15 protein-coding genes and 1 riboswitch are annotated in these 20073 nt (G+C 65.0%); of the genes, 7 read left to right on the plus strand and 8 right to left on the minus strand.

The window, feature by feature from the left end:
* Position 1: 1 nt before the first annotated feature.
* The 3 genes from ACODS9_RS16120 to trhA all read left to right on the plus strand — a co-directional run bounded on the left by ACODS9_RS16120 (position 2) and on the right by trhA (position 6448).
* Positions 2-5296, plus strand: a complete 5295-nt coding sequence (locus ACODS9_RS16120) for a hybrid sensor histidine kinase/response regulator (RefSeq protein WP_489094297.1) — start codon at positions 2-4, stop codon at positions 5294-5296.
* Entirely contained in the window at positions 5289-5762 is a 474-nt protein-coding gene (locus ACODS9_RS16125; protein WP_401108913.1) for a chemotaxis protein CheW, read from the plus strand. The genes ACODS9_RS16120 and ACODS9_RS16125 overlap by 8 nt, the downstream gene beginning before the upstream one ends.
* Positions 5763-5830: 68 nt before the next feature.
* Complete coding sequence (gene trhA / locus ACODS9_RS16130) at positions 5831-6448, plus strand: PAQR family membrane homeostasis protein TrhA (RefSeq protein WP_046853930.1); 618 nt, start codon at positions 5831-5833, stop codon at positions 6446-6448.
* On the opposite strand, the gene ACODS9_RS16135 is transcribed toward trhA, so the two are convergent.
* The 3 genes from ACODS9_RS16135 to ACODS9_RS16145 all read right to left on the minus strand — a co-directional run bounded on the left by ACODS9_RS16135 (position 6445) and on the right by ACODS9_RS16145 (position 9178).
* On the minus strand, positions 6445-7164 hold the full coding sequence (locus ACODS9_RS16135; RefSeq protein ID WP_489094270.1) for a 16S rRNA (uracil(1498)-N(3))-methyltransferase: 720 nt from the start codon (positions 7162-7164) through the stop codon (positions 6445-6447). The genes trhA and ACODS9_RS16135 overlap by 4 nt on opposite strands.
* Positions 7165-7245: 81 nt before the next feature.
* A complete protein-coding gene (locus ACODS9_RS16140) occupies positions 7246-8652 on the minus strand; it encodes an adenosylmethionine--8-amino-7-oxononanoate transaminase (RefSeq protein ID WP_217867444.1) in 1407 nt (468 codons plus the stop codon).
* A gap of 88 nt (positions 8653-8740) precedes the next feature.
* Entirely contained in the window at positions 8741-9178 is a 438-nt protein-coding gene (locus tag ACODS9_RS16145; RefSeq protein WP_401108919.1) for a hypothetical protein, read from the minus strand.
* Between the two features lie 190 nt (positions 9179-9368).
* Here ACODS9_RS16145 and ACODS9_RS16150 point away from each other — a divergent pair, with 190 nt between their 5' ends.
* The 3 genes from ACODS9_RS16150 to ACODS9_RS16160 all read left to right on the plus strand — a co-directional run bounded on the left by ACODS9_RS16150 (position 9369) and on the right by ACODS9_RS16160 (position 12568).
* Positions 9369-11210 carry a flavin monoamine oxidase family protein gene (locus ACODS9_RS16150; protein ID WP_489094271.1) on the plus strand — a complete coding sequence of 614 codons (1842 nt, stop codon included), beginning with the start codon at positions 9369-9371 and terminating at the stop codon, positions 11208-11210.
* Positions 11211-11403: 193 nt separating this feature from the next.
* A complete protein-coding gene (locus ACODS9_RS16155; RefSeq protein ID WP_094012344.1) occupies positions 11404-11955 on the plus strand; it encodes a cytochrome b in 552 nt (183 codons plus the stop codon).
* A gap of 34 nt (positions 11956-11989) precedes the next feature.
* Positions 11990-12568: a YceI family protein gene (locus tag ACODS9_RS16160; protein ID WP_023629958.1), complete on the plus strand. Its 579-nt coding sequence runs from the start codon at positions 11990-11992 to the stop codon at positions 12566-12568.
* Positions 12569-12662: 94 nt separating this feature from the next.
* Here the strand turns inward: ACODS9_RS16160 and rhlE2 are convergent, their stop codons facing one another.
* The 4 genes from rhlE2 to ahcY all read right to left on the minus strand — a co-directional run bounded on the left by rhlE2 (position 12663) and on the right by ahcY (position 18073).
* Positions 12663-14564 (minus strand): RNA helicase RhlE2, encoded by a 1902-nt coding sequence (gene rhlE2, locus ACODS9_RS16165; protein WP_489094272.1) that lies wholly within the window; start codon positions 14562-14564, stop codon positions 12663-12665.
* 222 nt (positions 14565-14786) lie between these two features.
* The gene (locus tag ACODS9_RS16170) at positions 14787-15569 is read right to left on the minus strand and encodes a substrate-binding periplasmic protein (RefSeq protein ID WP_489094273.1); all 783 of its coding nucleotides are present in this window, start codon (positions 15567-15569) and stop codon (positions 14787-14789) included.
* A gap of 107 nt (positions 15570-15676) precedes the next feature.
* Positions 15677-16522, minus strand: coding sequence for a methylenetetrahydrofolate reductase [NAD(P)H] (gene metF / locus ACODS9_RS16175; RefSeq protein ID WP_046853938.1), 846 nt, complete (start codon positions 16520-16522; stop codon positions 15677-15679).
* 141 nt (positions 16523-16663) lie between these two features.
* The gene (gene ahcY, locus ACODS9_RS16180) at positions 16664-18073 is read right to left on the minus strand and encodes an adenosylhomocysteinase (RefSeq protein WP_046853939.1); all 1410 of its coding nucleotides are present in this window, start codon (positions 18071-18073) and stop codon (positions 16664-16666) included.
* Between the two features lie 21 nt (positions 18074-18094).
* A riboswitch (S-adenosyl-L-homocysteine riboswitch) is annotated at positions 18095-18191 on the minus strand.
* 177 nt (positions 18192-18368) lie between these two features.
* On the opposite strand from ahcY, the gene ACODS9_RS16185 reads away from it, so the two are divergent.
* On the plus strand, positions 18369-18770 hold the full coding sequence (locus ACODS9_RS16185) for an acyl-CoA thioesterase (RefSeq protein ID WP_003257757.1): 402 nt from the start codon (positions 18369-18371) through the stop codon (positions 18768-18770).
* A 33-nt stretch (positions 18771-18803) separates the two neighbouring features.
* On the opposite strand, the gene ACODS9_RS16190 is transcribed toward ACODS9_RS16185, so the two are convergent.
* On the minus strand, positions 18804-20039 hold the full coding sequence (locus ACODS9_RS16190) for a cation:proton antiporter (protein WP_023629467.1): 1236 nt from the start codon (positions 20037-20039) through the stop codon (positions 18804-18806).
* Positions 20040-20073 lie beyond the last annotated feature (34 nt).

The raw sequence follows: 20073 nt of genomic DNA on the forward strand, positions 1-20073 counted from the left end.
CATGGCCGGCCCGGCCAGAACGGCCGGCGAGCGCCACGACACGGTGGCCCTGGCCTGGATCAAGGCCCCCATCCTTGATTGCCTGGCGCAAGCGCGCCAGGCCCTGGAGCGTTTCTCGGCAGATCCGGGCGACCTGTCGATGCTGGCGTTCTTCGTCGACAACCTGCACCAGGTGCACGGTTGCCTGCACCTGCTCGAGTTGCCGGGCGCGACGCGCCTGGCCGAGGAACTGGAACTGCTTGGGCGGGCCATGGCCGAGGGTCAGGTGAGCCCCCGTGGCGACTGCCTGGGCGCGCTGTTCCGGGGGCTCGAGCAATTGCCGCCCTACCTGGATCGCTTGCGCGGGGCACGCCACGACCTGCCATTGGTGGTCATGCCCCTGCTCAACCAGCTGCGCGTCTGCCGCGGTGCCGAACCCCTGGCCCAAGGCAGCCTGCTGGGCGACCTCGGGCAGCGTCTGGCTGGCGCGGCGGACCTGGCCAACCTCGACCTTTCCCTGGGGAGCTGGCGTGAACACATGCAGGCCGGCCCTGGGCGCGACGCGCTGCGTTCGGTGGTGATGGCGCTGTGCGATGACCTGATGCGCATCAAGGACCGTCTCGACCCCTTCGTCAGTGGCGAGCATCCGCCACGCGAACCGCTGGAGACGTTGCTGCCGCCCCTGCGCCATGTCGCCGACACTCTGGCAGTGCTGGGTTTCCAGCAGCCACGACGCGTGATCATCGACCAGGTGCTGGCGCTGCAGGCGCAGGTCGAGAAGGACGGCGCGGTCGACGAGGCGCTGTTGATGGATGTCGCCGGGGCGCTGTTGTACGTCGAGGCGACCCTCAACGGCATGGTTGGCCCGCTGGAGGAGACCTCGCCAGGCAATCTGCCTGGTTCTGACCTTGCCGAGATTCGCCAGCTGGTACTCAACGAGTCGCTCAATGTGCTGCAGCAGGCCAAGGACCTGATCGGCGACTGCCTGGAGTCGGACTGGTCGCGTCAGCGCCTGCAGGCCTTGCCCGGTCTGCTGCAGCAGGTGCGCGGGGCGTTGGCGATGCTGATGCTGCCGGCTGCCGCCGAAGTGTTCGGTGGGTGTGCGGGATATGTGCAGGGCTGGCTGGTCCATGTGGAGGACGAGCCGCTGCCCGATGAGCTGGCCCATCTGGCCGATGCCTTGTGCGCCGGCGAGGCCTGGTTGCAGTGGCGGGTGGCTGACCCGCTGGCCGATGCCCAGCGTTTCATCGACATGGCCCACGCCAGCCTGACCGCCCTGGGCGTGCAATGCCCACGCCTTGAACGTCCCTTGGCTGCCTCCCGGATGGCGGACGGTATCGATGACGAGTTGCGCGAGGTGTTTCTCGAAGAGGCCGGCGAACTGTTGCCTGAAATCGAGCGGCAATGGCTGCGTTGGCGTGCCGACAACGGTTTGCGTGATTCACTGATCGAGGTGCGTCGTGCGCTGCATACGCTCAAGGGCAGCGGGCGGATGGTCCACGCAGAGGCCGTGGCGGAACTTGCCTGGGGCGCCGAGCACCTGCTGAACCGGGTGTTGGAGGGGCGTATCACGCTGAGCGCCGAAGGCCTGGTGGCTTTGCAGCAGGTCTTCGTGCGCCTGCCCGACCTGCTCGCCGACTTCGCCGCCAGCCAACTGCCGCCCACTGCGGAGATCGAGCAACTGGCCGGGCATCTGCATGCGCTGGCGCTCAACGACACGCCGGCCAGTGCCAGCATCGACGGTCTCGATCCGCAGTTGCTGGAGATTTTCCGTAACGAGGCCCAAGGGCACCTGGCCGGGCTCGATGCTTTCCTGCAGGTGGCTGATGCTCAAGGCTCAGTGGTCAGCGACAGCCTGCAACGCGCCTTGCACACCCTCAAGGGCAGCGCCGCCATGGCCGGCGTGATGCCGGTGGCGGAACTGGCCACCGCGCTCGACCGCCTGGTGCGCGAGTACAAAGGTCACCACCTGCCTTTGCAGCAGGCCGAGATCGAGCTGCTGGAGGCTGCGCGTGCGCTGTTCCACCTGGGGCTGGCCCAGCTGGACAGCACGCCATTGGCTGCCATTCCGGGGGCTGCGGCGTTGATCGAGCAGGTCGGGCAAACGGTCGATGCCAGGCTGGCCAGGCACCAGGCCGAGGCGCACCCGGCACGCCGGGCCCGGCGTGACCCGCAACTGACGGCCACTTTCCTGACCCTGGGCATGGATATCCTGCTCGACGCCGAGGCGCGGCTGGCCAACTGGCAGGCCGACGCAACGCAGCATCATGAGCTGCACCTGCTGCTCGAGGAAATGACCACCCTCAGCCATGGCGCGCACCAGGCCGAGCTGTGGCAGGTGGATGAAGTCTGCGAAGGGCTGCTCGACCTGTATGGCGCGGTCGAAGAGGGCAGCCTGGCGGTGACGCCGCGTTTCTTCGCCATCGCCCGGCAGGCGCACGAAGCGCTGTTCGACCTGTTCGACGAAATAGCCGCCGGGCAGGATCCGACAGCACGCCCCGATTGCCTGGCCGCCTTGCACGGCTTGCTTGATGATGCCCTCGACCCGGCGGCCCTGGGGCTGGTCGGCGCAGCTGGCGCGACAACGCTGCCTATCGCAGGTCAGCTACCGGACCCCGCGGTCGTCGAACTGTTCCTCGAGGAAGCCGCCGATATTCTCGAGGGCGCCGACCAGGCGCTGCGGCAATGGAAGGACGATCCCGAAAGCCTGTCACCGCTGTCTGCGTTGCAACATGATGTGCTGACCCTCAAGGGCGGCGCGCAGATGGCTGCGATCGGTGCCATCGAAGTGCTTGCCCAGGAGCTCGCGCTGCTCTACGAAGGGTTGGTGGACCGGCGGATCGGGGCAAGCCCGGGGCTGTTCGAGCTGCTCGCACGCAGCCATGACGCCCTGGCCGGGATGCTGCGCAGCTTGCACGAGGGCCAGTCACCGCTGTCGGCGGTGGAGTTGCTGGGTGAGCTGCGCGATTTCCGCCACAACGCTCCGCCACCTGGCCCGGTCGAGGCGCAGGACGACACGCAGGAAAGCGAAGGCGACAAGGAACTGCTGGAAGTTTTTCTCGAGGAGAGTTCCGATATCCTCGAAAGCGCGGCCCAGTCCCTGGCGCGCTGGCAGGCCGACCCGCGCAACACGGTCGAGGTGGAGAACCTGTTGCGCGACCTGCACACCCTCAAGGGTGGGGCGCGCATGGTCGAGATCGCCGCCATCGGCGACCTGGCCCATGAGCTGGAATTTCTCTACGAGCTGCTGGCGGCCGTACGGCTGCCGTCGACGCCGGCCTTGTTCAGCCTGCTGCAGAACTGCCATGACCGCCTGGCGCACATGCTCGACGCGGCGCGCCTGGGCGAGCCCCTGCATGCGGCGACGGCGCTGATCGACTATATCCGCAACTTCTCCAGTGCCGCGCTGACCGACAGCGCCGCCGGGCAGCCCCAGGCCGAGCCCGCCCCGGCCGAAGCTCCGGCTATCGCCCCCGAGCGAGCCGGGGACATGGTCAAGGTCGATGCCGAACTGCTGGACGACCTGGGCAACCTGGCCGGTGAGCATTCGGTGATCCGCGGGCGCATCGAGCAGCAGGTCAACGATGCGCAGTTCGCCCTCAACGAGATGGAGACCACGCTGGAGCGCATGCGCGACCAGCTGTTGCGCCTGGATATCGAGACCCAGGGGCGGATCTCGAGCCGGCACCAGTTCGAGGGTGATGCCTACGACGACTTCGACCCACTTGAGATGGACCGCCATTCGCAGTTGCAGCAATTGTCGCGGGCGTTGTTCGAGTCCACCTCGGACCTGCTCGACCTCAAGGAAACCCTGCTGCAGCGGGCCCAGGAGGCGCATAGCCTGTTGCAGCAGCAGGCGCGGGTAAACAGCCAGTTGCAAGAGGGGCTGACCGCCACCTTGATGGTGCCGTTCGAGCGCCTGGTGCCGCGTTTGCAGCGGGTGGTGCGGCAGGTGGCCAGCGAACTGGGCAAGCAGGTCGAACTGGTGGTCGGCAATGCCGAGGGCGAGCTGGACCGCAGTGTGCTCGAACGCATGGTCGCGCCGCTGGAGCACATGCTGCGCAATGCCGTCGACCATGGCCTGGAAGCCCGCGAGGCGCGCCTGGCGGCCGACAAGCCGGAGCAGGGCACCATCCACCTGAACCTGCTGCACGAAGGCGCCGACATCGTCATCGAGATGAGCGACGACGGCGCCGGGGTGCCGCTGGAGGCGGTGCGTAACAAGGCGATCAAACGCGGCCTGCTCGATCCTCAGGCGCGTCTGAGCGACCACGAGATCCTGCAGTTCATCCTGCGCCCGGGGTTTTCCACGGCCGAGAAGATCACCCAGATCTCCGGGCGCGGCCTGGGCATGGACGTGGTCCATGAAGAGGTCAAGCAACTGGGCGGTTCGATGAGCATCGAGTCCAGCCCCGGCAAGGGTGCGCGCTTCTTGATCCGCCTGCCGTTCACGGTGTCGGTGAACCGGGCGCTGATGGTGCATGTGGAGGATGAGCAATACGCAATTGGGCTGAACACCATCGAGGGCATCGTGCGCGTGCCGCCAGCGGAGCTGGAGGCCTGCTACCGGCTTGACCCGCCACGCTACAGCTATGCCGGGCATGACTACGCACTGCGTTACCTCGGCGAACTGTTGCAGGAGGGCACGCAGCCCAACCTGCTGGGCCAGAGCGTACCGCTGCCGGTGCTGCTCACCCATTCCCACGAACAATCGTTCGCGATCCAGGTCGACAGCCTGTCGCCCAGCCGCGAGATCGTGGTCAAGAGCCTGGGCCCGCAGTTCGCGGCGGTGCCGGGGCTGTCCGGTGCCACCCTGCTCGGCGACGGGCGGGTGGTGCTGATTCTCGACCTGCTCGGCCAGTTGCGCGGCCAGCAGCGACGCCTGGCGCGCCTACCGGGCGTGGCGCAGGGGCAGCATCTGCTGACGGGGCCCGTGCCGCGTCGGCCACTGCTGGTGATGGTGGTGGACGACTCGGTGACCGTGCGCAAGGTCACCAGCCGCCTGCTCGAACGCCACGGCATGAGCGTGCTGACCGCCAAGGACGGGGTGGATGCCATGGCGCTGCTCGAAGAGCACCGCCCGGACGTGTTGCTGCTGGATATCGAGATGCCGCGCATGGATGGTTTCGAGGTGGCCACGCGCATCCGCCGCGACCAGCGCCTGGCGCAGTTGCCGATCATCATGATCACCTCGCGCACCGGGCAGAAGCACCGCGACCGCGCCATGGCCATCGGTGTCAACGAATACCTCGGCAAGCCTTACCAGGAGTCGGTCCTGTTGCAGAGCATCGCCCACTGGAGCCAACCCCATGCTTGAACATATCGCCGGCCAGCGCAGCAGCCTCACCGGCCTGCTGTTGCCCTTGGGCGACCGCACCCTGGTACTGCCCAACGTGGCGGTGGCCGAATTGATTGGTCATCGCGCCATCGCCTGCGAGCCAGGAGAGCCGGCCTGGCACCTGGGCTGGGTGGACTGGCGCCAGCAGCGCCTGCCGTTGATCGGTTTCGAGGCGGCCTGTGGCGGGCAGACCACCTGCGGCGAGCGGGCACGGGTGGTGGTGCTCAATGCACTGGGGGATACCGGCCTGCGCTTCCTGGCGTTGCTGCTGCAGGGTATTCCGCGCTCGTGCAAGCTCGACAGCCAGTTGAACTATGTTGATGTGCCACTGGCCGCGCTGGAGCTGGCGGCAGTGCAGGTGGGCGAGCAGGTGGCGCGGGTGCCGGACCTGGCCGGGCTGGAAAGATTGGTGCGTGACGCTGATCTGCAATCTCTAGCTGGCTAGGATAGTGGTTACGCGGGCCCTGTCGCGGGGCTCAGGAACCCTGACTGCTGCGGGAGGTCTGTGCTTGCATGTATTACGGTGAACGCTTCAACGCCTGGACCCACCTGGTCGGCGCGGTACTGGCCTGCATCGGCGCGAGCTGGCTGATCGTCGTGGCGGGCCTGCAGGGCGATCCCTGGAAGATCGTCAGTTTCTCCATCTACGGTTTCACCCTGCTGTTGCTCTACAGCATCTCCACCCTCTACCACAGCACCCGCGGGCGGGCGAAGCGGGTCATGCGCAAGCTCGACCACCTGTCGATCTACCTGTTGATTGCCGGCAGCTACACGCCGTTCTGCCTGGTCAGCCTGCGCGGTCCCTGGGGCTGGAGCCTGTTCGGGGTGGTCTGGGGGTTGGCGCTGATTGGGATGTTGCAGGAGATCAAGCCGCGCTCGGAGGCGCGGATCCTGTCGATCGTCATCTATGCGCTGATGGGCTGGATCGTACTGGTGGCGGTGAAACCGCTGCTGCACAGCCTGGGTGCCGCCGGCTTCGCCTGGCTGGCGGCCGGCGGTGTGTTCTACACCGTCGGCATCATCTTCTTCGCCTTTGACAGCCGATTCCGCCATTGGCATGGCATCTGGCACCTGTTCGTGATTGCCGGCAGCCTGATGCACTTCGTCGCGGTGTTCTTCTACGTGCGTTAGAAATCGCCCCACAGTTGCTGTGCCACCGACAGGGCCACCACAGGCGCGGTTTCGGTGCGCAGCACGCGAGGGCCGAGGCGGGCGGCGTGGCAGCCGGCGGCCTTGGCCTGCTCGACCTCCGCTTCGCTCAGGCCGCCCTCGGGGCCGATCAGGAAGGCCAGCCTGGCCGGTTTGGCATGGCTGGTCAGTGGCTCGGCCACCGGGTGCAGCACCAGCTTGAGGTCGGCTTCGGTGCTTTTCAGCCACTCGGCCAGGGTCACGGGCGGGTGGATCAACGGCAATGTCGAGCGCCCGCACTGCTCGCAGGCACTGACAGCCACCTGGCGCCAGTGGGCCAGGCGCTTGTCGGCGCGTTCGTCCTTCAGGCGTACTTCGCAGCGTTCGCTGACGATCGGGGTGATTTCATTGACACCCAGCTCGGTGGCTTTCTGGATTGCCCAGTCCATGCGCTCGCCACGGGACAGGCCCTGGCCGAGGTGGATGTGCAAAGGCGAGTCGGCCTGGCCGGGGAGGGCCTGGTCGAGGCTGACGCGCACGGTTTTCTTGCCGACTTCGAGCAGTTGGCCGATGTATTCCTGGCCGCTGCCGTCGAACAGCTGCACGGCGTCGCCAGCGGCCATGCGCAGCACGCGGCCAATGTAGTGGGCCTGGGCTTCGGGGAGCTCGTGCTCGCCAAGGCCCAGTGGGGCGTCGATGAAGAAGCGGGAGAGTCTCATGGGCTTGCTCTGGAAAAAGGCTGACGCAGATCCTGTAGGAACGGATGAGCCGGCTCCTACAGGTTTCGGGTTGGTCTGGGGTTAGCCCGGATCGCGGAAATCCGGATGGAAGTCGGCCGGCACGGCGACGCTCACCTTGTCGCGGGTGGCGATATCGATCCCTTCGCTGGCCACCTCGGCCAGGAAGTCGATCTGTTCGGGTGTGATCACGTAAGGCGGCAGGAAATACACCACGCTGCCCAGCGGGCGCAACAGCGCGCCACGGCTCAGGGCGTGCTCGAAGACTTTCAGGCCGCGGCGTTCCTGCCAGGGGTAGGCGGCCTTGGTGGCCTTGTCCTGGACCATCTCGATGGCCAGGACCATGCCGGTCTGGCGGATTTCGGCGACGTGGGCATGGTCGGCCAGGTGCGCGGTGGCGCTGGCCATGCGCGCCGACAAGGCCTTGTTGGCCTCGATCACGTTGTCCTGCTCGAAGATGTCCAAAGTGGCCAGGGCCGCGGCGCAGGCCAGCGGATTGCCGGTGTAGCTGTGCGAGTGCAGGAAGGCGCGCAGGGTCGGGTAGTCGTCGTAGAAGGCCTGGTAGACCTTGTCGGTGGTCAGGCAGGCGGCCAGCGGCAGGTAGCCGCCGGTCAGGGCCTTGGACAGGCACAGGAAGTCCGGGGTGATGCCGGCCTGCTCACAGGCGAACATCGTGCCGGTGCGGCCGAAGCCGACGGCGATCTCATCGTGGATCAGGTGCACGTCGTAACGGTCGCAGGCCTCGCGCAGCAGCTTGAGGTACACCGGATGGTACATGCGCATGCCGCCGGCGCCCTGGATCAGTGGCTCGACGATCACCGCGGCGATGCTGGCGTGATGTTCGGCCAGGGTCTGCTCCATGGCCGCGAACATGTTCCGCGAGTGCTCTTCCCAGCCCATGCCTTCCGGGCGCAGGTAGCAGTCCGGGCTTGGCACCTTGATGGTGTCCAGCAGCAACGCCTTGTAGGTTTCGGTAAACAGCGGCACGTCGCCCACCGACATCGCGGCGATGGTCTCGCCATGGTAGCTGTTGGTCAGGGTGACGAAGCGCTTCTTCTGCGGTTTGCCGGTGTTCTGCCAGTAATGGAAGCTCATCTTCAGCGCCACTTCGATGCACGACGAACCATTGTCGCCGTAGAACACCCGCTCCAGGCCGGCCGGGGTGATCGCCACCAGGCGTTCGGACAGCTCGATCACCGGCTGGTGGCTGAAGCCGGCGAGGATCACATGTTCGAGCTGGTCGACCTGATCCTTGATGCGCTGGTTGATGCGCGGGTTGGCATGACCGAAAGCGTTGACCCACCATGAGCTGACGGCGTCCAGGTAGCGCTTGCCCTCGAAGTCCTCCAGCCACACGCCCTCGCCGCGCTTGATCGGAATCAGCGGCAGCTGTTCGTGGTCTTTCATCTGGGTGCAGGGGTGCCAAAGGACCTTCAGGTCACGCTGCATCCACTGATCGTTGAGGCCCATGGGCACTTCTCCTGGCGTTACGGCTCGGTTTGACCGCGTAAGCCTAAGCAATGCCGGGGGGCAGGACAACCGTTGGGCGCCTGCTACCTCATTGAAGCAGGACCTGCGACCATTGCAGGTCACGCAGGCGCACGATGGATCGTTGCCATGTACAGATGGTCAGTCTCAGGACAGGGCGGTCCAGCGTGTGTACGTGGCGGCCGTATTGGTCGGGGCCGCGTACAAACAAGCTCTCGCCGTCGTAGAGTTCGAGCCAGTACGCTTGGCTGATGCCCCTGCCGAATCTGCAGATGTCCAGTTCGAACGACAGGTCATGCACGATGCGACCGAAATCGATCGCAACGTCGCATTCACCTAGCAGGGTCAATTCCTTGGCCATCTGCCATTCGTCGGTCACGTAGTCCTCGATTTCTACCTGACCTTGGGTACGCATGCTCCAGGCTGACGTGGTGTTCCAGTTCAGTTTCACTTGGGGTGGTGCGACGATGAGGTCGAATGGCGCTATGCAAGGCACGATCTTGTCCATTGGGGTGTTGGCCTGATTGCAGCTTGCTTTCGCAGTGGCGTGAGGCACAACTGACAAAATTACCAGTTGCCAAAGGCACTTGATGTCACTGCGGTGGCAGGGTGGGCAGAGGTGACGTATTCTTAACGCATCTCTCCCGGGGCATTGCTCCCCGTCTCTTCTATCGCTTCTCTAACCGGAGTTCGCCATCATGGCTGCTGCTTGGGTGCGCCTGTGCGCGTTGGTATTGATCGGGGTGACCAGCGGCGTCGCGCTGGCCAAGGACAAGACGGCAATCGTCGTCGGTGGTGGCCTGGCGGGCCTGACCGCGGCCTACGAGCTGCAGAGCAAGGGCTGGCAGGTGACCCTGCTGGAAGCCAAGTCGGGCATGGGCGGACGTTCGGGCCTGGCCACCAGCGAGTGGGTCGGCAACAGCAAGACCCAGCCGGTGCTCAACCAGTATCTGGAGCAGTTCAAGGTCGCCACCCTGCCGGCCCCGGAGTTCGTGCGCAACCCCGGCTACCTGATCGATGGTGAATATTTCAGCGCCACCGATCTCGCGGCCAAGCAGCCGGCCACTGCCGAAGCGCTCAAGCGCTACGAGAAAACCCTCGACGACCTGGCCCGCTCCATCGAAGACCCGCTCAATCCTGCGGCAAACAGCACCCTGTTCGCCCTCGACCAGATGAACGTGTCCACCTGGCTCGACAAGCTGCAACTGCCAGCCACCGCCCGTCAGTTGGTCAACCAGCAGATCCGCACCCGTTATGACGAACCGTCGCGTCTGTCGTTGCTGTACTTCGCCCAGCAAGGCCGGGTCTACCGCAATGTCAGCGACCGTGATCTGCGCGCCGCGCGCCTGCCTGGTGGCAGCCCGGTGTTGGCCCAGGCCTTCGTCAAGCAGCTGAAAACCATCAAGACCAGCTCGCCGGTCACCGCCATCGTCCAGGACAAGGACGGTGTCACCGTCAAGGTCGGCGGCGTCGGCTATCAGGCTGACTATCTGGTCATGGCCGTGCCGCTGCGTGCACTGGCCAAGATCCAGATGACACCGGGCCTGGACGGGCAGCACCTGGCCGCCTTGAAGGGTACCAACTATGGCTGGCGCGACCAGCTGATGCTCAAGTTCAAGAACCCGGTATGGGAAAGCCGTGCACGCATGTCCGGCGAGATCTTCAGCAACACTGGCCTGGGCATGCTGTGGATCGAGCCGGCGCTCAAGGGCGGCGCCAACGTGGTGATCAACCTGTCCGGCGATAACGCCCGCTTGCTCCAGGCTTTTGGTGACAAGCAGATGGTCGACCAGGTGCTGATCCGCCTGCACGCCTTCTACCCGCAGGCACGCGGCGCCTTCACCGGTTATGAAATCCGCCGCTACAGCACCGACGCCGGCATGGGCGGTGCCTACCTGGCCTACGGCCCGGGGCAGATCAGCAAATACTGGCGCCTGTGGGAGCGCCCGGTACAACGGATCGCCTTTGCCGGCGAACACACCGATGCGCTCTACCCAGGTACCCTCGAAGGGGCCCTGCGTAGCGGCCAGCGTGCCGCGGGGCAGGTCCAGGACCTGGCGGCGGGCAAGTCCTTCGACGCGGCCAAGACTGCATCGGTCGCCGCCGCAGCGGCTACTGGAGCGGCCGGCGTGGCGGCCGCGAAGGACAAGGGCGGGTTCTTCTCCAACCTGTTCGGCGGCTCGTCCGACAAGGCCCCCGCCAAGGCAGAGCCAGTGAAGGTCGAGCAGGCCAAGCAGGACAAGCCGGGCTTTTTCTCGCGCCTGTTTGGTGGCGGTGACCAGCCAGAGGCCAAGGCTGCGCCGATCGCCAAGGCTGAAGAGGTTGCACCGGTGCCTGCACCAGCCCCCGTCCCGGTCGTCCCGGCGCCTGTGGTCAAGGATGAACCGGTGAAACCTGCCGCTACCAAGCCCGCTCAAGCCAAGCCTGCGGCCAAGCAGGCCCACAAGCCTGCAGCCAAACCGGCGCCGGTGAAGAAGGCCACCGCCAAGTCGGAACCGGCCAAGAAGCCGGTGGTCAACAGCCAGGCCAAGGCCGGCTGATCTCGGTATAGCCGCCATCGCGGGCCCCGCGATGGCGGCGGATCTTCCAAACGTCTATCGTTAATGTTTCCTTAATAGGAAGCTTGCAGAATTAATATCTGGTTTTTCGATAATCAGAAGCTGTTTTTTACGCTTTTATTCGATGCATTACGCGTTAGTCTTGTGCACAGCTTTCACGGGGAAATACGCCAACATGCAACTGCGCAATTCATCTTCTCGCTATGGCCTGGTCAGCATCGTCCTGCACTGGGGTGTGGCACTGGCGGTCTTCGGGCTGTTTGGCCTGGGCCTGTGGATGGTCGGCCTTGATTACTACGACCCATGGCGCAAGTCCGGCCCGGACCTGCACAAGAGCATCGGTCTGGTGTTGCTGGCACTGATGCTGTTGCGGGTAGTCTGGCGTTTCGTCAGCCCGCCGCCACCGGCACCGGCCAACCATGGCAAGGTCACTCGCCTGGCCGCCAAGCTGGGCCATCTGGCGCTGTACCTGGGCCTGTTCGCGGTGATGATAGCGGGCTATCTGATTTCCACCGCCGACGGCGTGGGTATTCCGGTGTTCGGCTTGTTCGACGTTCCCGCGCTGGTCAGCGACCTGCCCGACCAGGCCGACCTGGCGGGGGTGATCCACCTCTGGCTGGCCTGGGGCCTGGTGATTTTCGCTGTACTGCACGCATTGGCGGCACTGAAACATCATTTCATCGACCGTGACGCGACCCTGACCCGCATGCTGGGCCGCAAAGCTTGACTCTCAACCTCAATTGCAAAGGAAGGAAGTAAGGATGTTGAAAAAGACTTTTGCCGCTCTGGCGCTCGGTACCGCCCTGATCTCCGCCGGCCAGGCCATGGCCGCCGAATACAAGATCGACAAGGAAGGCCAGCACGCGTTCGTCGACTGGAAGATCAGCCACCTGGGCTACAGCTTCATCCACGGCACCTTCAAGGACTTCGACGGCAACTTCACCTGGGACAGCGCCAAGCCCGAGGCGAGCAAGATCAGCGTCGACCTGAAGACTGCCAGCCTGTGGTCGAACCACGCCGAGCGTGACAAGCACATCGCCAGCAAGGACTTCCTGGATGTCAAAAAATATCCAGAAGCCAAGTTCGTCTCCACCAGCGTCAAGTCGACCGGTGACAAGACTGCCGATGTGACCGGCGACCTGACCCTGCACGGCGTGACCAAGCCGGTCACCTTCAAGGCCGTGTTCAATGGCGAGGGCAAGGACCCATGGGGCGGCGAGCGCGCTGGCTTCAACGCCACCACCACGCTGAACCTGAACGACTTCGGCATCAAGGGCCCAGGCCCGACTTCGCAGACCCTGGACCTGGATATCAGCGTCGAAGGCGTGAAGCAGAAGTAATTCGCTTCGCCAGCAACAAAAACGCCGCCCAATGGGCGGCGTTTTTGTTGGCTTTGCATGGCCTCATCGCGGGGCAGGCCCCGCGATGGCGGGCTCAGCCCTTGCGGGTCAGCAGCGCAGGGCGCTCACCGCGTGGGCGGCTTGGCAGGTCGTCCAGTTGCTCGGGCGTCGGGTAGCGGTCGAGCTTGGATTCCTTGCGGATGATCACTGGCGCGCTCTGCGACTCTCGCGGGTTGCGCACGGCCGGTTCCTGGCGGGACGAGTCTTCACGGCGGGCACGGCCGCCGTTGTTGTCGCGTCGGGCGCCACCATTGCTGCCGCCGCCGTTGCGCGGGCGCTTTTCACCGGAGCCCTGGCCCTGGCGCTGCTGGCCATTGCCACGACCCTGGGCTTGACCCTGGCCCTGGCCGCCACCACTGCGTTGGCCTTGCCCCTGGGCTTGGCCACCGTTGCCGCCCGGGCGACGGTTGCGGCCCTGGTTCTTGGCGTTCTGGTACGGGCTGACGTAGTCGGCGCGGTTGCCGAAGTTGTCGACGTCGTCGTCGAGGAACTCCTCAGGGTCACGATTGGGTGCGGCGACAGGCGCGGCTTTCTGGCCGTTGTTCTGCTGCTGGCGTGGCTTCTGGTCGCGCGGCTTGCGCTGCTGGCCCTGCTGCTGTTTCTCGCCGGACTTGTCCTTTTCCGCGGACTTCTCGGACGAAGGCTTGTTGCGGCCTTTGTCCTTGCCTTTGTCCTTGCGTCCGCCACTGCCTTCCTTGCTGCCTTCGCCGCGAGGTTGCTGGTTGCGGCCGCCGCGGCCATTGTTCGGCTGGCGCTCGCGCACTTCCGGTTTCTCGGCCTCGACCTGCGATGCGTCAAAGCCCATCAGGTCGCCATCCGGGATTTTCTGGCGGGTGACGCGCTCGATGCTCTTGAGCAGCTTTTCTTCGTCCGGCGCGACCATCGAAATGGCTTCACCGGAGCGACCGGCACGGCCCGTACGGCCGATGCGGTGAACGTAGTCTTCCTCGACGTTGGGCAGCTCGAAGTTGACCACGTGGGGCAACTGGTCGATGTCCAGGCCGCGGGCGGCAATGTCGGTGGCGACCAGCACGCGCACGGTGTTGGCCTTGAAGTCGGCCAGCGCCTTGGTGCGGGCGTTCTGGCTCTTGTTGCCGTGGATCGCCGCGGCGGTCAGGCCATGCTTCTCAAGGTACTCGGCCAGGCGGTTGGCACCGTGCTTGGTACGGGTGAACACCAGCACCTGTTCCCAGGCGCCCAGGGTGATCAGGTGCGCCAGCAGGGCGCGCTTGTGGCTGGCCGGCAGGCGGTAGACCCGCTGCTCGATACGCTCGACGGTGGTGTTCGGCGGCGTGACCTCGATGCGCTCGGGGTTGTGCAGCAGCTTGTCGGCGAGGTCGGTGATGTCCTTGGAGAAGGTCGCCGAGAACAGCAGGTTCTGGCGCTTGGCCGGCAGGCGCGCCAGCACTTTCTTGACGTCGTGGATGAAGCCCATGTCGAGCATGCGGTCGGCTTCGTCCAGCACCAGGATCTCGACCCGCGAAAGGTCGACGCTGCCTTGGCCGGCCAGGTCGAGCAGGCGGCCCGGGCAGGCGACCAGGACGTCGACGCCCTTGGCCATGGCCTGGACCTGCGGGTTCATGCCGACGCCGCCGAAGATGCAGGCGCTGATGAAGTTGAGGTCGCGGGCATAGACCTTGAAGCTGTCATGCACCTGGGCAGCCAGCTCGCGGGTGGGGGTCAGCACCAGCACGCGCGGCTGGCGCGGGCCATGGCGTTGCGATTTGTCGGGGTGGCCACCCGGGAACAGACGCTCAAGGATCGGGAGCGCGAAGCCGCCGGTTTTACCAGTACCTGTCTGGGCGGCGACCATCAGGTCGCGACCTTGCAACACGGCGGGAATCGCCCGCTGTTGCACCGGAGTGGGCTGGGTATAGCCCGCTGCCTCGATAGCGCGGACAAGAGCCTCGGAGAGACCGAGGGAAGCAAAGGACATGGGCAATCCTGTTCTCGTGGGGGCTAGGCCCGATGGGGTGTTCTGCCTGGCGCGAAGGGCATCGGAGGGATGCGATCGCGTCCGGTCCAGCTGGGCGTTCACTGCGCATCCTGGAACCGGCGGGCGGGCACCAAAGGTGCGCGGCTGCGGGTCGAGATGCCTGTTGCGAGGCCGAGCGTCCGGGCGTGAGCCGGGCGGGAAGGCCCGAGTATAACAGAGCAATCAGCGTGTGCCGCGTTCCTGCTGCTCAACGGCGAAAGGAAAATCCTGATTGCCGAGGTAGCGGGCACTGATCGCCGCATAGGCTGGCTCCTGTTTGAAGCGCCGCAGTTCCTCGCTGAAGGCCCGCGCCAACTGCTCGCGGCCAGGCTTGCGGGCCAGCCCCAGATACTGCGGACGACGGCTGACCACCAGGGGCAGCTCTTCCACGGTCTGCTCCAGGCCCAGGCGGCGGCTCACATAGCGGCCGACCCGGCGGTCGGTCACCAGCAGGTCGATGCGTCCGAGCGCCAGCTTGCCGAAGTTGGCCTCGTGGCTGGGCGCGGGCTCGCGGCGGAACAGCGGCGATTCGGCGAAAGAGCCGTCGTAGACATAGCCCGGCGAGGTGCCGACGGTCAGCCCGGCCAGGTCCTCGACGCGCTTGACCGGATGTGGCCGTGAACGCGCTTGGTAGAGGACGAACTCGACCTCGGACATCGGCTCGTCCGGGTAGACCATGTAGCCCTGGCGCGAGTCGACCTGGAAAATATCCATCACGGCATCCGCCAGGCCCTGTTCGACCATGGCCAGGCAGCGCTTCCAGGGCAGGAACTGCCACTGCACCTCGACGCCCAGGCGTTTGAACACCTCGTTGGTGATCTCGTAGTCGATGCCTTTGGCCTGGCCATTCTCCTGGTAGAGGTAGGGGGCCCAGTCGTCGCTGACGATGCGCAGGCGTTCGGCATGGGCCAGCGGGCTCAGGCCGGCGAGCAGCAACAGCAGGAGAGGGAGGATGAGCGTGCGCATGGCGTGAGAGTACGCTGCAAGCCCGGGCAAGACCAGTGAACGCTGGCCGCAGGCGCGTGCGCGAACGAACAAGGCTTTGACCTGCGCCAAAGCCTTGTTCGCGACCATCAGCGTGGCAGCTTCAGGTTGTTCCAGATCGCCAGGCTCGGCTCGGCCTGGTTCAGGGTATAGAAGTGCAGGCCCGGTGCGCCGCCTTGCAGCAATTGTTCGCACATGCGGGTGATCACTTCCTCGCCGAATGCCTGGATGCTGGCGGTGTCGTCGGCATAGGCTTCCAGCTGCTTGCGGATCCAGCGTGGGATCTCGGCGCCGCAGGCGTCGGAGAAACGCGCCAGCTTGCTGTAGTTGGTGATCGGCATGATGCCGGGCACCACCGGGATCTCGACGCCCAGTTTCTGCGCGCGCTCGACGAAATAGAAGTAGCTGTCGGCGTTGAAGAAATACTGGGTGATGGCGCTGTCGGCGCCGGCCTTGACCTTGTGCACGAAGTTGGCCAGGTCGCTCTCGAAGTTGCGCGCCTGCGGGTGCATCTCCGGGTAGGCGGCCACTTCCAGGTGGAAGTGGTTGCCGGTTTCCTGGCGGATGAACTCGACCAGGTCGCTGGCGTAGCGCAGTTCGCCGCTGGCCATGCCCATGCCCGACGGCAGGTCGCCACGCAGGGCGACGATGCGCTTGATGCCGGCGGCCTGGTACTCGGCCAGCAGGGCGCGCAGGTCGTCCTTGCTGTCGCCCACGCAGGACAGGTGCGGGGCGGCGGGGACTTTCACCTCGTTTTCCAGTTGCAGCACGGTGTTGAGCGTGCGGTCGCGGGTCGAGCCACCGGCACCATAGGTGCAGGAGAAGAAGTCCGGGTTGTAGCTGGCCAGCTGGCGGGCAACGCCCATCAGCTTTTCGTGACCGGCATCGGTCTTGGTGGGGAAGAATTCGAAACTGTAGCGGCGTTCTTGTGACATCTCTGGTTCCTTCGGCAGTGAGCCTGGGCTGCTGCCTGCAAATAAAAGCCAGGACGGTGGGGGCCGGCCTGGCTCGGACATCGGTTCGAAACGTTGCCTGCCAGTGCCGGGCAAGAATACCTGGCACTGGCAACCAGCCGCTTAGTAGCGGTAAGCGTCCGGCTTGAACGGGCCTTCGACGGTCACACCGATGTACTCGGCCTGCTGCGGGGTCAGCTGGGTGACCACGCCGCCGAAGCCGCGGACCATCTCCAGGGCCACTTCTTCGTCGAGTTTCTTCGGCAGCACTTCCACGGTCAGGCGCTCGGCCTTCTTCGCGGCAGGCAGCGCGGCGAACTTCTGCTCGAACAGGAAGATCTGTGCCAGGACCTGGTTGGCGAACGAACCGTCCATGATGCGGCTTGGGTGGCCGGTGGCGTTGCCCAGGTTCACCAGGCGGCCTTCGGCCAGCAGGATCAGGTAGTCATCGTTCTGCGGGTCGAACACGCCGGCACCGGTGCGGTGGATCTTGTGCACCTGTGGCTTGACCTCTTCCCATGCCCAGTTCTTGCGCATGAAGGCGGTGTCGATCTCGTTGTCGAAGTGGCCGATGTTGCAGACCACGGCGCGCTTCTTCAGGGCCTTGAGCATGTTGGCGTCGCAGACGTTGACGTTACCGGTGGTGGTGACGATCAGGTCGATGCGGCCGAGCAGGTCCTTGTTGATGCCGGCTTCGGTACCGGTGTTGATGCCGTCCTTGAATGGCGAGACGACTTCGAAACCGTCCATGCAGGCTTGCATGGCGCAGATCGGGTCGACTTCGGTGACCTTGACGATCATGCCTTCCTGACGCAGGGACTGGGCCGAGCCCTTGCCCACGTCGCCGTAGCCGATCACCAGGGCCTGCTTGCCCGATAGCAGGTGGTCGGTACCGCGCTTGATGGCGTCGTTGAGGCTGTGACGGCAGCCGTACTTGTTGTCGTTCTTGCTCTTGGTGACCGAGTCGTTGACGTTGATCGCCGGGACTTTCAGCTCGCCCTTGGCCAGCATGTCCAGCAGGCGGTGCACGCCGGTGGTGGTCTCTTCGGTCACGCCGTGGATCTTGTCCAGCATGGCCGGGTATTTCTTGTGCAGGATCTCGGTCAGGTCACCGCCGTCGTCCAGCACCATGTTGGCGTCCCATGGCTGGCCATCCTTGAGGATGGTCTGCTCGATGCACCACTCGTATTCCTGCTCGGTTTCACCTTTCCAGGCGAACACCGGGATGCCGGCGGCAGCGATGGCGGCGGCGGCCTGGTCCTGGGTGGAGAAGATGTTGCACGACGACCAGCGCACTTCGGCACCCAGGGCGACCAGGGTCTCGATCAGCACGGCAGTCTGGATGGTCATGTGGATGCAGCCGATGATCTTCGCGCCCTTGAGCGGTTGCTCGGCTTGATACTTGCGGCGCAGGCCCATCAGTGCGGGCATTTCCGATTCGGCGATGATGACTTCCTTGCGGCCCCAGTCGGCCAGGGAGATGTCGGCGACCTTGAAGTCGGAAAAACCTGCAGGCGTGTTTACAGCGCTCATTGAGAGCCTCCATTCGTAGTGTGCGAATGGGCGCCGTTGTGCGTTGAGCGTCCGCTTGCGCGGACAACGCCCCAACCGAGCCTGACAGGCCAAGCCTGCTGCAGCGCCCCTCGGATGGGTGGCGGGATGGCCACCACTGTGGGGGACCATGTGAAACGGCGAGATTATAGCCGCGGGCGTGTGACACACCCAAGACTTTCTGTCGATTAATCGAGACGATAGTCGATGTTCAATGGAGCGTGACCGAGCGGTCTGCCATCATTAGCGCATGTCAGCAAGCAGGTCAGGAGTACAGATGAACTTTCACACCCGCAAATGGGTAAAACCCGAAGACCTCAATCCCAACGGCACCCTGTTCGGCGGCAGCCTGCTGCGCTGGATCGACGAGGAGGCGGCGATCTACGCCATCGTCCAGCTGGGTAACCAGCGCGTGGTGACCAAGTACATTTCCGAGATCAACTTCGTCAGTGCTTCGCGTCAGGGCGACATCATCGAGCTGGGCATCACCGCCACCGAGTTCGGTCGCACCTCGATCACCCTCAAGTGCGAAGTGCGCAACAAGATCACCCGCAAGGCGATCCTGACCGTCGACAAGATGGTCTTCGTCAACCTGGGTGAGGATGGCCTGCCGGCCGCTCACGGGCGCACCGAGATCAAGTACATCCAGGACCAGTTCCCCGATTCTGCGGTCGAGTGATAAAGCCGGGGCCGCAGAGCGGCCCCGGCGTTTTCATGCCGGTGTGCTGACCTTGCGCACTACCTTGCCGACCGTCAGGCCTTGAATCAGGATCGACGACAGCACCACGATGTAAGTGATCGACAGCAGCAGATCACGCTCGGCGCCCTGCGGCAGCGACAGCGCCAGGGCCACCGAAACGCCACCGCGCAGGCCGCCCCAGGTCAGTACGCGGATGGTGCCTTGCGGCACGCTGCGCCAGCGGCGCAACAGCACGATCGCCGGCGCCACGGTCAGCAGCCGCGAAGCCAGCACCGCCACCGCCAGCACGCCACCGGCCGCCAGGTGCAGCCAGTTGAACGGCAGCAGCAACAGCTCCAGGCCGATCAGGGCGAACAGCAGGGCGTTGAGCATGTCGTCGATCAGCTCCCAGAAGCCGTCCATGTAGCGGCGGGTCATGTCGTTCATCGCCAGGTTGCGCCCCAGGTTGCCGATGATCAGGCCGGCCACAACCATGGCGATCGGCGCCGACACGTGCAGCTCGTAGCACATGGCCGAGCCGCCGATCACCAGCGCCAGGGTCAGCATCACTTCCACCTGGTACTGCTCGACGCTCTTGATCATGCGGTAGGTGGCGTAACCGATCAGGCCGCCGAAGGCGATGCCGCCCAATGCCTCGCGGGCGAACAGAATGGCGGTGTCTGCGACGCTCGGCGTCTCGCCCAGCTGGATGATGCCCAGCAGCACGGTGAACACCACGACCGCCGTGCCGTCGTTGAACAGCGACTCACCGACAATGGTGGTCTTCAGCGGCTTGGAGGCGTTGGCGGTGCGCAGTGCGCCGAGCACGGCGATCGGGTCGGTCGGCGAGATCAGCGCGCCGAACAGCAGGCAGTAGATCAACGGCACGTTCCAGCCGAACAGGGCGAACACCCAGTGCGCCAGGTAGCCGATCACCACGGTGGCGATGAGCACGCCCAGGGTGGCCAGCAGGCCGATCGGCCAGCGGTAGCTGCGCAGGTCGGCGAGGTTGACGTGCAAGGCGCCGGCGAACAGCAGGAACGACAGCATCCAGTGCATCAGCAGGTCGTTGAAGTCGATCTGGTTCATCAGGCCTTCGACGCGTTCTTCCAGGCCAGGGAAGCCGATCAGGCTCAGGCCCTGCAGCATCAGGGAGAACAGCAATGCGGTGACCATCACGCCGATGGCCGGCGGCAGGCCGATGAAGCGGTAGTTCACATAAGTGAGAAGGGTGGTAAGGCAGATAAACGCGGCAACTAATTCAAGCATCCCGAATCCTGTGAAAGTGGCTTCCAAGTCATTA

Source organism: Pseudomonas sp. FG36 (assembly GCF_057809275.1).

What these genes read in the sequence shown, in the direction of transcription:
- ACODS9_RS16120 (WP_489094297.1), top strand. Translation starts at nt 2, where the DNA reads ATGGCCGGCCCGGCCAGAACGGCCGGCGAGCGCCACGACACGGTGGCC.
- ACODS9_RS16125 (WP_401108913.1), top strand. Translation starts at nt 5,289, where the DNA reads ATGCTTGAACATATCGCCGGCCAGCGCAGCAGCCTCACCGGCCTGCTG.
- trhA (WP_046853930.1), top strand. Translation starts at nt 5,831, where the DNA reads ATGTATTACGGTGAACGCTTCAACGCCTGGACCCACCTGGTCGGCGCG.
- ACODS9_RS16135 (WP_489094270.1), bottom strand. Translation starts at nt 7,164, where the DNA reads ATGAGACTCTCCCGCTTCTTCATCGACGCCCCACTGGGCCTTGGCGAG.
- ACODS9_RS16140 (WP_217867444.1), bottom strand. Translation starts at nt 8,652, where the DNA reads ATGGGCCTCAACGATCAGTGGATGCAGCGTGACCTGAAGGTCCTTTGG.
- ACODS9_RS16145 (WP_401108919.1), bottom strand. Translation starts at nt 9,178, where the DNA reads ATGGACAAGATCGTGCCTTGCATAGCGCCATTCGACCTCATCGTCGCA.
- ACODS9_RS16150 (WP_489094271.1), top strand. Translation starts at nt 9,369, where the DNA reads ATGGCTGCTGCTTGGGTGCGCCTGTGCGCGTTGGTATTGATCGGGGTG.
- ACODS9_RS16155 (WP_094012344.1), top strand. Translation starts at nt 11,404, where the DNA reads ATGCAACTGCGCAATTCATCTTCTCGCTATGGCCTGGTCAGCATCGTC.
- ACODS9_RS16160 (WP_023629958.1), top strand. Translation starts at nt 11,990, where the DNA reads ATGTTGAAAAAGACTTTTGCCGCTCTGGCGCTCGGTACCGCCCTGATC.
- rhlE2 (WP_489094272.1), bottom strand. Translation starts at nt 14,564, where the DNA reads ATGTCCTTTGCTTCCCTCGGTCTCTCCGAGGCTCTTGTCCGCGCTATC.
- ACODS9_RS16170 (WP_489094273.1), bottom strand. Translation starts at nt 15,569, where the DNA reads ATGCGCACGCTCATCCTCCCTCTCCTGCTGTTGCTGCTCGCCGGCCTG.
- metF (WP_046853938.1), bottom strand. Translation starts at nt 16,522, where the DNA reads ATGTCACAAGAACGCCGCTACAGTTTCGAATTCTTCCCCACCAAGACC.
- ahcY (WP_046853939.1), bottom strand. Translation starts at nt 18,073, where the DNA reads ATGAGCGCTGTAAACACGCCTGCAGGTTTTTCCGACTTCAAGGTCGCC.
- ACODS9_RS16185 (WP_003257757.1), top strand. Translation starts at nt 18,369, where the DNA reads ATGAACTTTCACACCCGCAAATGGGTAAAACCCGAAGACCTCAATCCC.
- ACODS9_RS16190 (WP_023629467.1), bottom strand. Translation starts at nt 20,039, where the DNA reads ATGCTTGAATTAGTTGCCGCGTTTATCTGCCTTACCACCCTTCTCACT.